Raw genomic sequence first — 13147 nt, 5'->3', positions numbered from 1 at the left:
GCGCGACGACATCCCGTACCACCGGTGGAGGGGGAGCTGTCGGTGCGGGTCCGGCCCCGCCGATCATCACGGCGCGGCCCGAGACGGAGCGCTCCGACCAGACCGAGGCGCCCGGCGCGTAGCGCCTCGGACCACCACGAAGGGATCGAACCGATGGCTGTCACCAGTGTTGACAAGGACTTCGAGAACCAGACCCTCACGCTCACCTGCGACCTGCACGCCACCGTGGAGCGGAGCTGGGAGCTGTGGTCGGACCCGCGCCAGCTGGAGCGCTGGTGGGGGCCGCCGACCTACCCGGCGACGGTGGTCCTGCACGAGTTCACGCCCGGGGGCGCCGTCACGTACTACATGACCGGCCCCGAGGGCGACCAGCACCACGGATGGTGGCAGGTGGAGAGGGTGGAGGCGCCGCGTTCGCTGGAGTTCACGGACGGTTTCGGGGAGACACCGGGCGACCCGGGCGACCTGCCCGTCGCCTCCGTGCGGGTGGACATCGGTGAACACGGCGGCGGCGTCCGCATGACCGTGCGCACCACCTTCGCGTCCACGGAGGCGATGGAGCAGATGCTGGACATGGGTATGGCCGAGGGCATGCAGGAGGCCATGGGCCAGATCGAGGACGTCCTCGCCTCCTGACCCGGACGGACCCGCACCAGGCGCCCCCGCACCGCGACGACGGTGTGCGGGGGCGCCGCGTGTCCGGGGCCGGGATCAGCCCCGGGCGGCCTCGCGCTCGGTGAGCAGGTCCGGCAGGGCGGCGACGGAGTCCAGCACGTGGGTGGCCCCGGCCGCGCGCAGGGTGTCGGCGTCGTGGGCGCCGGTCAGGACCCCCGCGACGAGTCCGGCCCCGGCACTGAGCCCCGTGCGCACGTCCGAGGCGGTGTCACCGGCCACGGCCACCGCCGCCACCGAGGAGACCCCGGCGCGCAGGGCGGCCGCCAGGACCATGTCCGGGTGGGGGCGGCCCCGCCCGCCCACGTCCGACGGGCACAGGGTGTGGTCCACCAGGTCCCGCCAGCCGAGGGCCGCGAGGATTCGGTCCTGGGTGTCGCGGGCGAACCCGGTGGTCAGAGCGACGACGCGGCCCTCTTCGCGCAGACGGCGCAGGGTCCGCTCCGCTCCGGGCAGCGGGGCGCAGTGGCCCCGGTCCACCAGGTCGGCGTACGCGGTCTCGAAGGCGGTGTTGGCGTCCCGGGCGCGCTCCTCGTCGCCGCCGGTGAGGTGGCGGAACACGGTGATCTTGGATTCGCCCATGGTGGCGCGCACGTGCGCGAGGTCGGACTCGGTGAAGTCCGGCAGGGCGGCGCGGAAGGCGCGCTCGACCAGGCCGTCGTCGGCGACGGTGGTCCCGGCCATGTCCAGCACGACCAGTTCGGTGCGGACGGGGTTCTCGGTCATGGTCACCATTCCAGTTGGTCCGCGGTGGTCTCGGCCAGGGCGGGGGCGCAGGTCATGCCCCGGCCGCCGGGCCCGGTGACCAGCCACGCGGAGTCGGCGACGGGGGCGCGGTGGACGACGCGCGCGGTGTCGACGCACTGGGCGTAGACCCCGGCCCAGCGGCGGCGGACCGGCGGGACCGGGCGGCCGAGGAGGCGTTCGGCCACCCCGGCGAGGTGTTCGTAGGGGTCCTCGACGGTGTCGAAGGAGAAGGGGTGTGCGTACTCGTGGGTGTCCCCGATCGTGAGGGAGCCGTCCGCGCGCTGGACCATGAGCAGCTGCGTGCCGTGGTCGCGGGCGGTGGGCGGCTGGGGCTGCCCGTCGTTGAGGGCGTCCAGCTCCGCGCCCCGGTAGGCCGGGTAGTAGCGGAAGCTGTCAGCGTCGGCCACCGAGGTGGTGAGGGCCTCGTCCAGCGGGGCGGTCTGCATCATCTGGAGGCGGACCCGGCGCACGGGCAGGTCGGGCGCGAGTTCGCGGACCAGGCCGCCGAGCCAGGCGCCGGTGCAGAGCACGACCTGGTCTCCGTGGTGGACCTCGCCGTGGTCGTCGCGGATGGCCCCGGGCGCGGGGAGGTCCCGGACCTCCCGGCCGGTGAGCAGGGTGTACCGACCGCTGCGGGCGAGCTCAGCCTGGAGGGCGCGCTGGGCCACACGGGGCTCGACCTGGGCGTCGCGGCGGCACCACAGGCCGCCGAGGAGGTCCCCGCGCAGGGCCGGGTTGACCTCGCGGACACGGTCGGGGGTGAGCAGTGCGAACCCTCGCCGCTCCGCCTCAGGGCCCCGGGCCGCGGCCTCGGCCACGGCCAGCTCGGCGTCGGTGGTCACGGCGGTGAGCGAACCCGAAGGGCGGAAGCCCAGGTCGGGGACGCGCTCAGCGATCCCCTCCCACAGTTCCCGGGCCCGTAGCGCGGTCTCCAGTTCCGGTCCGGAGGAGCGGCCGCTGACCCACACCAGGCCGAAGTTGCGGACGGAGGCGCCCCGGGCCGCGGCCTCGCGTTCGATGTGGACGACCTCATGGCCCCGGGAGACGGCCTGCCAGGCGTGCATGGTGCCGAGTACCCCGGCGCCGACGATGATCACTCTCATGCCCCGAGCGTGGCGGGCGCGGGTGGAGCGGCCGGTTCCCGGCGGGGAAGCGCGGGTGAACCGGCCCCGAACTCTGTCCCGACCGGCGGGGCGAGGGACGGTTTCCGCGTGAACACCCCGTGTGAACAGGGAACCTTCTACGCTGACCGGGACTCTGAGTCAAGGGGCGGGAAAGGCCCGCCCACTCGCACAGGAGGCCCGCGTGAGCAACAACCCCCAGATCGCCGCCAGGTTCGGTGACCTCTTCGACACCCTGGACACCGACGGCGACCAGGCCGTGACCTGGGCGGACTACCAGAGGCTCGTGAACCGGTACCTGTCCGGCTACGGCATGGAGGCGTCGGCGCCCAGGGCCGTCGCGATCCAGGAGGCGTACGAGTCCCTGTGGGGCACGCTGGTGCGGACCTCCGCCGAGGTGCGCCTGAACCGCGAGCAGTTCGTGGACGCCATGCAGGAGGCCACGGAGGACCGGAGCCGGTGGAACACGGCCGAGGCCGTCGCGGAGGCCGTCTTCGACCTGCTGGACGGGGACGGTGACGGCACCATCAGCCAGGAGGAGTTCCTGGTGTACGCCAAGGCCCTGGGCGCCCAGGAGGAGGACGCCCGCAAGCGGTTCGCCCACGTGGACACCGACGGGGACGGCGACATGAGCCGCGAGGAGTTCGTGCAGTCGGCCCGCCTGTACCTGTTCGGTGACGACATCGACTCCCCCGGCGGCTTTGTCTTCGGCATCGTCTAGTGCGCCGCCCCGGTCAGGTGGTCCGCGCCCGGCTGACCGGGGCAGGAGCTGGTCCGGAAGTCCCCTCTCACCCCTCACTCCGGAAAGCGGCTCCCCGCCTTCCGCGCCTGGTGGAAGAGATCGAAGAGGGTCGCCTCGATCGCCATGTCCGCGATGGTCCGCAACGTGTCGTCGGACCAGGGTTCGAGGTCGGGAAGGCGTGAGGAGGCGTCGCTCCTCATCGTCGACATGACCGTGTCCAGGTTGGCGCGACCGAAGCACCAGAGGATGGTCTCCGCGTCCGGCGTCCAGCCTTCGCTCCCGCTCGTTACCATGCGGTCCAGGTAACCAGATCTCGCCTGTTCAGCGGGGTTGCGACAGTCCGGCAGGCTGGGCGGGCAGCGGAGGGGGCGATGAGGGAAGCGGGGTCCTTGGGCCTGTGCGGAACGGTGAGCCGTGTCGCGGCCGGTCAAGGAAAGACGGCAGCGAAGGTGGGTCCGGCCCCAGGTCTGTGCGGAGCGGGCTTCGTGTCGCGGCCGGTAGGTGGCCAGCGAAAAGCGGCGGCGAAGGTGGTCGTTCCTCCGGGTCTGCGCGGAACGGTGAGCCGTGTCGCGGCCGGTCAAGGAAAGACGGCAGCGAAGGTGGGTCCGGTCCCGGGGCTGCGCGGAACGGGCCTCGTGTCGCGGCTGGTCAAGGTGAGTGGCGAAAAGCGGCAGCGAGGGCGGGTGAGGGTTTGTGTAGCACACCCGTGCGACCTTTTTGGGGTTATCCACAATGGTCGGGCGACCATTTCTCCTGGCCAATGGGAACGCTTTTATGGCCACTCGGCTATAGTGCCACAAAGAGCTATTGGCCTACTATGGGAATATGGATCTCCTTCCCGCAGCACCCGCCTCTTCCACCGGGTCCACCCCGGTGGAGGAGGCCGTGCGCGCTGCCCGGGAACAGGCCACCGCCTTCTTCACCCGCGACCTGGCGCCCGGATGTGAGGGCGAGGTGCTGGACCAGGCCACCCGCCTGTGGGAAGAGCTCGACCAGATCAAGTTCCACATGGTCACCGCCCTGGCCCGTATCGAGGCCAGTGGGCAGCTTCTGGGTGAGGGTGGTCAGCGCGACCTGGCGAAGTGGATACGACACTCCTTCGGTATTCCCGCCGCCCAGGCCAACGAAATGGCGACCGTGGGACGCTCCGCAATACGTGAGACTTTCCCGGGAACCACGCGGGCCATGGAAGCGGGTGAGCTTTCCTTCGGAGAAGCCGCCGCAGTGGTGTCGGGGGTGGAACGGGCGGTGGAGAAAAGGAACCCCGCCGACAACCCCGACCCCGACCTGTTCCGCGCGAAAATGGAACACGGGCTGCTCGCCTTCAAACAGGAACGCCCCCACACCTGCGTGGCGGGGCTGGGTAGGGCCGCCCTGCAGATGGGGGCCAGGCTCGACCCGAACCGGATCGAACGCGACCACGAAGCCGCCCACGCCGAGCGGGGCGCGATGCTGTCACGGACCTTCGGTGGGAGTTTCCTGTTCCAGGCGTGGGGGTCGGCCGCTGACGCGCTGCGGTTGGAAGCGGTGTTGGAGGGTTACGCCAACCCGCACCACCCCGAGGAGGGTGTGGGTCGGGCGCAGCGGGACTATGACGCGTTCTTCAACGCGGTGGGCCACGCCCAGACCCACCAGGGGTGTGAGAAGCCCTCCACCCCGGCGGCGCTGATCAACATCCTCATCCCCGCCACCACCCTGGCCGGGAACGAAGGCCAGGACCCGGCGACCACGCGGGAGGGGCGGGTGGTCCCCACCAGCGCGGTGCGGGAGCTGCTGGGGGAGAGTCTGGTGCGGCACCTGATGGTGGAGCACCGCAGTGGTGCGGTGCTGGACGTGGGGCACGAGTACCGGACCGCGACCCCGCAGATCAAAGCAGCCGCGTACCTGGGGCACACCACCTGCGCGTGGCAGTACGGGTGTGATGTGCCGTTGAAGTGGACGCAGGCCGATCACATCGTGGAGTGGTGGCAGGGCGGGCGTACCAGCGCGGACAACATCCAGCCCTTGTGCTCGACTCATAACCGGTTGAAGCACCGGTGGGGGCTGCGCAAGGACCGCAGGATGTGGGCTGGCCGCAACCGGGGCCGACCACCCACCCCACCAGGCCTACCGGGCCTACCGGGCCGGGTGCCAGCACCACGCCCACCCCGCGAATAACCCCCGAACCCCGGCCCCCTACCCCCGCACGCCCTACCGCACTTCTGCACGCCCGCCCGCACTTCTGTGTGCCTGGAGTGAGAGGAACCCCGTCATGCCCACACCCGACACCCCCACCCAGGGCGTGACAGCCCTGGGTCCAGGCCCGCAGACAGGCGCGAACACTCCCCCCGACAGCACGTCCCGCCCTACGGACCACCGACCCCGACCCCGCTCGCTCCCTCGCTACCGCAGTTCCGTTGGGGCGGGTGACCGGCCGCGACACGACACACGCTCCGCACAGGCCCGAGGACACACCCACCCTCGCTGCCGCAGTTCCGTTGGGGCGGGAGATCGGCCGCGACACGATGCACGCTCCGCACAGAGCTGGGGACACACCCACCCTCGCTGCCGCAGTTCCGTTGGGGTGAGTGACCGGCCGCGACACGACACACGCTCCGCACAGACCCCAGGAAACACCCGCCTTCGCCGCCGCAGTTCCGTTGGGGTGAGTGACCGGCCGCGACACGACACACGCTCCGCACAGACCCGGGGACACACCCGCCTTCGCCGCCGCAGTTCCGTCCGGGTCAATGACCGGCCGCGACACGAAGCCCGCTCCGCACAGAGCTGGGGACACACCCACCTTCGCTGCCGCAGTTCCGTCCGGGTCAATGACCGGCCGCGACACGATGCACGCTCCGCACAGGGCCGAGGACACACCCACCCTCGCCGCCGTAGTTCCGTTGGGGCGGGTGACCGGCCGCGACACGACACACGCTCCGCACAGACCCCAGGAAACACCCGCCCTCGCTGCCGCAGTTCCGTCCGGGTCAATGACCAGCCGCAACACGAAGCCCGCTCCGCACAGACCCAGGGACACACCCACCCTCGCTGCCGCAGTTCCGTCCGAGTGGATCGGGCTCCGTCATGTCCGGGGGCATCGCCCGAGCGCTCAGCAGGGTTCGGGGATATTGGTGATCAGGGCCGCCAGTCCATCCGCGTCCAGCAGGTCGGCGGGGCGCACGGTCTCCCCGGCCCGCACGTAGTGGAACGCCGCGCGAACCTCCTCCAGCTCCACCCCGGCCAGGTCGGCCCAGGCCAGACGGTAGGCGGCGAGCTGCACGCCGACCGCCCGACGCTCGACGTCGTTACCCGGCGGCCGACCGGTCTTCCAGTCCACGACGTCGTACCGCCCGGTCTCGGCGTCATGGAACACCGCGTCCATCCGGCCACGGATCAGCCGGTCACCGATGACCGTCTCGAACGGCACCTCGACCTCGGCCGGAATCCGCGCGCCCCACTCGCTCTCCTCGAACCGGCGCTGGAGTTCGGCCAGGTCCTCGTCCTCACCGGCGGTCTCGTCGGCGGCCCCCGGCAACTCGTCCAGCAGCGTCGCGTTGTGGCCGAACCGCTGCTCCAACCACGTGTGGAAGGCCGTGCCCCGGCGCGTGTGCGGCGCGGGTGGCCTCGGCAACGGACGGCGGATCTGCCGGGCCAGCGCGGAGGGATCGCGCGCCAGCCAGACCATGGAGGACACGGACAGGTGGTCGGGCAGCTCCACCTGGACCGGCCCCTCCCCCGGACCCTTGGCGGCCCGGTCCCGGTGGGCGAGCAGCAGTTCGGTGTCGCGCTCCCAGCCCTGGAGCCTGCGGCGCAGCCCCTCGGGGGGCTTCCTCGGCCCGGCCGGTTTCCCCTCACGCAGACGCGCACGCGCCTGCTCGACCAGCTCCGCACCGGCCAGGATCTGGGCACGGCGGGAGTCGGCGGGGGGCTGTTCCCCCGGGGTCGGCTCGCGCTCCGGTACCGAATCCGGGTCCAGGTCGGGCTCGGGCTCGACGATCGCGTCGAAGTCGGGCGCCGGGACCTCGTCGAACTCGGGGTCGTACTCCGGCTCGTACTCGAAGTCCGGTTCCGGGCCGAACTCGAAGTCCGGCACGGGCTCCGGCACGGCCGGGACCGGCAGCAGCACCGGGGCGGGCTCGGCGGAACCCGAGGCGGCGGGCACGTCCTCGGGCGGCCAGACCGCCGAGGACTCCTCCTCGTCGTGCGGGTTGGTGTCCTCCGGGTCCGGCGGCGGATCCCAGCGCACCACTCCCCCGGCGCCCTGCTCACAGGCCTCCCGGATCTCCTCCAGGAACTCCGAGGGCCCGCGCGGGGTACTGCCGGTCCGTCCCCACCAGTGACCGGTGCACACCAGCTCGTAGGAGGCCCGGGTGACCGCCACGTACGCCAGCCGCCGCTCCTCCATCAGGTGGCGGGCCTCCTCGGCCTCCTTGAAGGCGGCGATGTCCTCCTTCTCGACCCCGCGCAACGTGGGCAGGCTGGAGCGGTCGCCGCGCAGCGGGTACGGCAGCTGGTGGTCGGCCTTCAGCCAGGCGTGGGAGTCGCGGGCCTTGGCGGGGAAGAGCGGCGCGCGGGCTCCCGCGCTCACCCCGGGCACGATCACCACGGGCCACTCCAGGCCCTTGGCGCCGTGCATGGTCATGAGCTTCACGCTGTCCGAGCCGCCCACGCGCTCCCCCGGGCTGAGGGCGCTCTCGTTCTCCTCGGCCGCGTTGAGGTAGCCGAGGAAACTCCCCAGGGTGGGGTCCTCGGAGTTGCCGACGAAGCGGACGGCGTGGTCCACGAAGGCGTCCAGGTCGGCGCGGGCCGAGAGGGGGTCGCGGTTGGTGCGGGCGCCCACCTCGATGTCCAGGCCCAGCATCCGCTCGATCTCGGTGATCAGGTCCGGCAGCGGCTGCCCCACGAGCTTGCGCAGGGTGCGCAGCTCCTCCGCGAGACGGCCGAGGCGTTCGTAGGCGGTCTCCGAGTAGTTCTCGGCGGGACCGGGGTCGTCGACGGCGTCCACGAGACTGCCGCTCTCAGCGGTGAGGTCCAGGACGGTGCGGCGCAGCAGGTCCTCCGACTCCTCGTGCGCCCCCTCCTCCGCTGCCGGTCCGGTGAGGTCGCGGCGGGTGTGCCGGGCCAGCTCGGTGGCGCGGGTGCCGAGGGCCGCGAGGTCACGGGGGCCCATCCGCCAGCGCGGACCGGTGAGCAGGCGGGCGAGCTCGTTCCCGGCGGAGGCGTCGTGCACCACGCGCAGGGTGGCGATGATGTCGCGGACCTCGGGCACCAGCATGAGCCCGCCCAGGCCGACCACCTCCACGGGGATGCCGCGCGCCTCCAGGGCGTCGCGCAGCGGCGGGAACTGGGACCTCTTACGGCACAGCACCGCGACGTCGCCGGGGCTGACCCCGCCGTCGGGCCCCCCGCCGGACTCGCTCTCGGGCCACACCAGCCCGTCCGGGGCGAACACCTGGCCACCCGGCCGGTCGGCGTCGGCACGGAGCAGGTCCCGCACGTGGTCGGCGATCCACTCGGCCTCCTCGGTCTCCGTGGCGAACAGCCCCGCGCGTGCCGTGCCGCGCCCCTGCCTGGCCTGGCTGGGGTGCAGCACCGGGACGTCGGCCGCCTCGGCGCGCAACGGTTCCGAGATGCGCTTGGCCACCCGCAGGACCCGTTCACCGTTGCGGAAGCTGAAGGTGAGGCGGCGGACCGGAGCGGGGCGTCCGGGCGCGACCGGGAAGTCGGTGGGGAAGCTGGTGAGGTTGGCGGCGATCGCCCCCCGCCACCCGTAGATGGACTGGCAGGGGTCGCCCACGGCGGTCACCGCGTGCCCCTCACCGAACAGCGCCCGCAGCAGCACCAGCTGGGCGTGGCTGGTGTCCTGGTACTCGTCCAGGAGCACCACGCGGAACCGGCCGCGCTCGATCAGCCCGACCTCGGCATGGTTCTGGGCGATGCGGGCGGCCAACGCCATCTGGTCCCCGAAGTCCATCGCCTCGCGCGCGTGCTTGGCGTGGTCGTAGCGGTCCACCAGCGGGAGCAGCTGCTCGCGGCGGCGCTGGGTGTCCACCAGGTCCCGGGTGGGCTGGGTGGGTTTGCGCGACATCGCGTCCACCCCGGCCTGGATCCAGCGGCCCACGCCGCGCACCTGGTCGGTGGTGGTGAGGTGGTCGGAGATCTGCCCGGACAGGTCGAGGACCCGGCGGGTGACGGTGTCCGCGCCGACGTTCACGTGCTCCATGGGGCCGTCGTACTCACCGACGATCCGGGCGGCCAGCTGCCAGGCCTGGCCCTCGCTGAGCAGACGCGACGTGGGCTCGACCGCCTCGCGCAGGGCGTGGTCGGCGACGATCCGTCCCGCGTAGGAGTTGTAGGTGGAGACGGTGGGCTCGCCGTCCAGCAGCTCGTCCGGGAACTGCTCGGTGTCGCGCAGCTGCTCCAGGCGCTTGCGCACGCGCTCGGCCAGCTCGGCGGTGGCCTTGCGGGTGAAGGTCAGCCCGAGGACCTGTTCCGGGCGCACGTGGCCGTTGGCGACCAGCCACACGACGCGGGCCGCCATGGTCTCGCTCTTGCCCGAACCCGCGCCGGCGATCACCACCCCGGGCTCCAGCGGCGCCGAGATGACCTGGGCCTGCTCGGCGGTGGGTTCGGGGCGCTTGAGGAGCCGGGCCAGCTCGGCCGGGCTGAAGCGGGGCCTGTGGGGGTCGGGGGATGCGGAGGCGGGGGTCCCGGGGATGGGTTCAGACATGTCGGCCCTCGTCCTGGACCGGGCAGCAGGCGCGCACGGCGCACGCGTTGCACCCGGTGTTGCGGGTGGCGGCGAAGCGGGACCCGCCCATGCCGGTGGCGACCTCGCGGACGAGGGTCTGCGCCCATCCGGGGTCGGGGTCCTCGCCCAGCGGGGGCTGGGCCTGCTCGCGCGCCTTCTTGCTGAGTGCGGCCTTGCCGACCTGGACGAGGGCGGCGCCGCCGGGTTCGGCCAGGCCGAGCTTGGCGAAGGCGCCCCGGAGCACGGCCATCTGGTAGACGCCGAGCTGGGGGTGGCGGGCCAGGTCGTCGGCCTTGGTGCCGCCGGTCTTGATGTCCACGACCACGGCGCGGCCGTCGGAGTCGCGTTCGAGGCGGTCCACGCGGCCGGTGATCTCGATCCCGCCCACGTCCACCTTGAAGCCCTCCTCGGTGACGACCAGTTCGCGGTCGTTGACGGCGTCCCAGGTGATGAACTTGCGGACCATCTCGTCGGCGCGGTCGCGCTGCTTGTCGGACTGCCAGGGGCCGCCGAAGTCGAGGTCGGCCCAGATCTCGTCCATGCGGGCGCCGACCTCCTCGGCGGTGCCGCCCTCCGCCACCAGGACGGCGACGGCGTGCACGACGGTGCCCAGCGCGGAGGCGGAGTCGCCCGAGGAGGCCCCGGCGGCGCGCTCCAGCAGCCACCGCAGCTGGCAGTTGGTGAAGCTCTCCACCTGGGAGGGGGACACCCGGATGGTGTCCTCGGGGTCGGAGAGCGGTCGGGCGTCGGAGAAGGGGGTGAGCGCGTACCACTCCGCCGGGTCGGCGCCCCGGACGCCCTCCTCGGCCAGGCGGGCCAGGTGCGCGGCGGCGGCGGTGCGCAGGGGGTCGGGCGCCTCGGGGTCGGTCACCACCGAGCGCAGGTCCGCGACGAGCGCGGGCAGGGAGAGCCAGCGGCGGCCGGTGCTGACCGGCTCCGGGTCGCCCAGGCCCATCTCGTTGAGGAAGCGGGAGGGGCGTTCGTCGGTGTCGTCACCGCCCACGCAGGTGACGTAGAGGGAGCGGCGGGCCCGGGTGAGGGCCACGTAGAACAGGCGGCGCTCCTCGTCCAGGAGTTTGGAGGCCAGGGCGGCGCCGAAGGAGTCGGCGGCGTGGCTGCCGGAGTCCACCAGCTCCTCCACGCCGAGCAGGGAACCGCGCAGCCGCAGGTCCGGCCACTCTCCTTCCTGGGCGCCGGCGACGACGACCAGCCCCCACTCCAGGCCCTTGGAGCGGTGTGCGGTGAGGATGCGCACCGCCTCGCCCTCGGGGGCGCGCTCAGCGAGGCTGTCGCCGGGGATCTCCTGGGCGGCCAGGTCCTCCAGGAACCCGTCCGGGGTGCCCGGCGGCAGGCGGTCGCAGTAGCGGGCCGCGCTCTCGAACAGCGCCACCACGGCGTCCAGGTCGCGGTCGGCGGCGGCGCCCCGGCGGCCCCCGGCCAGGCTGGCGCGCATGAAGCGGTCAGCGAGGCCGCTGTCCCGCCACAGCTCCCAGAGGACCTGTTCGGCGTCGGCGCCCTTGGCGGCCAGCTCCCGGACGGTGCGCAGGGCGTTGGCCACGCGCAGGGCCGGGGCGGCCACGGCGGGGTCCACCAGGGTGAGTTCACCGGGGTCGCGCAGGGCGTCCACGAGGAGCCGCGCGGAGGGCCGGTATCCGGTGTCCTCGGTCCCGGCGGTGGTCTCGTCGGTCTCCGCGTTCGCGACCCGGTCCAGGTCCAGGCGGCGCAGGGCGCGCACCAGTCGGCGCAGCCGCACCGAGTCCGCCTCCCCGAAGGGGCTCATCAGGAGCTCGCGGGCGGCGTCGTCGTCCAGCTCCTCGGGGCGCAGGCCGTGGCGGATCAGGCCGAGCAGGGGGCGGACGATGGGCTCGGCCGCCACCGGGAGGTCGTCGGAGCCCACGACCACCGGCACCGAGGCGGCGGCGAGCGCGCGGCGCAGCACCGGGAGCTGGCGGCTGGAGGAACGCACCAGGACGGCCATGTCCGACCACGGCACCCCGTCCACCAGGTGGGCGCGGCGCAGGGTGTCCGCGATGACCGCGGCCTCCTGGGTGGAGCTGTCCGCCATGAGGACGTGCACCTCGCCGTCCGGGACGCCCTCGGCCGGAACGAGGTCGCGGTGCGCGTTGACCCGGCCCCGAGCGGAGGCCACGGCGGGAAGGCGGCGGGTGAGGCCGCGTGAGGCCGCGAGGAGGACGGAGCCGCTGCGACGGCAGGTGCGCAGCGCCACGACCGGGGCGTCTGCGCGCCGCAGCGTGGGGAAGCGGCGCGGGAAGTCGAGGATGTTGTCCACCTCGGCGCCGCGGAAGCCGTAGATGGACTGGTCGGGGTCGCCCACCGCGACGAGGTCGCGGCCGTCCCCGGCCAGGGCCCGCAGCAGCTCCTCCTGGGCCGGGTCGGTGTCCTGGTACTCGTCGACGAAGACCACCTCGTGGGCGGCGCGCTCGCGCTCCTGCACCTCGGGGTCGGAGAGCATGTTCGCGGCCACCCGCACGAGCTCGGCGTAGTTCAGCGTGGGGACCGGAGCGATGTCGAAGCGGCCGTTCATCCGGGACAGGAACCCGGCGGCGGCGGTCCAGTCGTCGCGGTCGCGCTCGGCGGCGGCCAGGGCCAGCTCGGCGGGGCCCAGCCCGCGTTCCTGGGCGCGCATGAGGAAATCGCGCAGCTCCTCCGCGAACCCGCGTGTCTCCAGGGCCGGGCGCAGCCGCTCGGGCCACTCCTCGGCGCCGTCCTGGAACTCCCAGTTCAGCAGCTCGCGGACCTCCATGAGCTGCTCGGGCCCGGACAGCAGACGGGGCGGGGCGTCGCCCATCCGCTGGAACTCACGGCGGATGAGGGCGTAGGCGTAGCTGTGGAAGGTGAGCGCGAGGGGCTCCCTGGTGGTGCGCCGCAGGCGGCCGGTGATGCGCTCGCGCAGCTCCTGGGCGGCCTTGCGGCTGAAGGTGAGCACCAGGATGCGGGAGGGGTCCACGCCCCGGTTGTCGATCCGGTCCACCACGGCCTCGACGATGGTGGTGGTCTTGCCGGTCCCGGGACCGGCCAGGACCAGGAGCGGACCGCCGGGGTGGTCGACCACGCGCTGCTGGTTCTCGTCCAGCACCGGAGGCGGCAGCACCTGGTGGGCGCGCCGCACAA

8 protein-coding genes are annotated in these 13147 nt (G+C 73.0%); 3 read left to right on the top strand and 5 right to left on the bottom strand.

Annotated elements, in window-relative coordinates; translation table 11 throughout:
* The first annotated feature begins 153 nt into the window (after nucleotides 1-153).
* Complete coding sequence (locus AC0VYM_RS05255) at nucleotides 154-636, top strand: SRPBCC family protein (protein ID WP_475459571.1); 483 nt, start codon at nucleotides 154-156, stop codon at nucleotides 634-636.
* Nucleotides 637-711: 75 nt separating this feature from the next.
* Here AC0VYM_RS05255 and AC0VYM_RS05250 read toward each other — a convergent pair whose 3' ends face one another.
* Complete coding sequence (locus AC0VYM_RS05250; RefSeq protein ID WP_475459569.1) at nucleotides 712-1407, bottom strand: phosphonatase-like hydrolase; 696 nt, start codon at nucleotides 1405-1407, stop codon at nucleotides 712-714.
* Nucleotides 1401-2516 (bottom strand): TIGR03364 family FAD-dependent oxidoreductase, encoded by a 1116-nt coding sequence (locus AC0VYM_RS05245; protein ID WP_475462948.1) that lies wholly within the window; start codon nucleotides 2514-2516, stop codon nucleotides 1401-1403. The genes AC0VYM_RS05250 and AC0VYM_RS05245 overlap by 7 nt, the downstream gene beginning before the upstream one ends.
* A 208-nt stretch (nucleotides 2517-2724) precedes the next feature.
* Between AC0VYM_RS05245 and AC0VYM_RS05240 the strand changes: the two genes are divergently transcribed.
* A complete protein-coding gene (locus tag AC0VYM_RS05240) occupies nucleotides 2725-3261 on the top strand; it encodes an EF-hand domain-containing protein (RefSeq protein WP_475459566.1) in 537 nt (178 codons plus the stop codon).
* Nucleotides 3262-3335: 74 nt separating this feature from the next.
* Here AC0VYM_RS05240 and AC0VYM_RS05235 read toward each other — a convergent pair whose 3' ends face one another.
* Nucleotides 3336-3575: a hypothetical protein gene (locus AC0VYM_RS05235; protein WP_475459563.1), complete on the bottom strand. Its 240-nt coding sequence runs from the start codon at nucleotides 3573-3575 to the stop codon at nucleotides 3336-3338.
* A gap of 532 nt (nucleotides 3576-4107) precedes the next feature.
* Between AC0VYM_RS05235 and AC0VYM_RS05230 the strand changes: the two genes are divergently transcribed.
* On the top strand, nucleotides 4108-5439 hold the full coding sequence (locus tag AC0VYM_RS05230; protein WP_475459561.1) for an HNH endonuclease signature motif containing protein: 1332 nt from the start codon (nucleotides 4108-4110) through the stop codon (nucleotides 5437-5439).
* Nucleotides 5440-6373: 934 nt separating this feature from the next.
* Here the strand turns inward: AC0VYM_RS05230 and AC0VYM_RS05225 are convergent.
* Together AC0VYM_RS05225 and AC0VYM_RS05220 are read right to left on the bottom strand one after the other, a co-directional pair.
* Nucleotides 6374-9994 carry a UvrD-helicase domain-containing protein gene (locus AC0VYM_RS05225; protein WP_475459559.1) on the bottom strand — a complete coding sequence of 1207 codons (3621 nt, stop codon included), beginning with the start codon at nucleotides 9992-9994 and terminating at the stop codon, nucleotides 6374-6376.
* Nucleotides 9987-13145, bottom strand: coding sequence for an ATP-dependent helicase (locus AC0VYM_RS05220; RefSeq protein WP_475462947.1), 3159 nt, complete (start codon nucleotides 13143-13145; stop codon nucleotides 9987-9989). Before AC0VYM_RS05220 ends, AC0VYM_RS05225 begins: the two co-directional genes overlap by 8 nt.
* Nucleotides 13146-13147: the final 2 nt, after the last annotated feature.

The sequence above is a fragment of the Nocardiopsis sp. iso_237 genome (genome assembly GCF_056173345.1).
Note: the sequence above shows the minus strand (reverse complement) of the source record. Positions and strands in the feature narration are given on the sequence as shown.

Coding starts and splice junctions, on each gene's coding strand:
- AC0VYM_RS05255 (WP_475459571.1), top strand. CDS start 154: ATGGCTGTCACCAGTGTTGACAAGGACTTCGAGAACCAGACCCTCACG.
- AC0VYM_RS05235 (WP_475459563.1), bottom strand. CDS start 3,575: ATGGTAACGAGCGGGAGCGAAGGCTGGACGCCGGACGCGGAGACCATC.
- AC0VYM_RS05225 (WP_475459559.1), bottom strand. CDS start 9,994: ATGTCTGAACCCATCCCCGGGACCCCCGCCTCCGCATCCCCCGACCCC.
- AC0VYM_RS05250 (WP_475459569.1), bottom strand. CDS start 1,407: ATGGTGACCATGACCGAGAACCCCGTCCGCACCGAACTGGTCGTGCTG.
- AC0VYM_RS05230 (WP_475459561.1), top strand. CDS start 4,108: ATGGATCTCCTTCCCGCAGCACCCGCCTCTTCCACCGGGTCCACCCCG.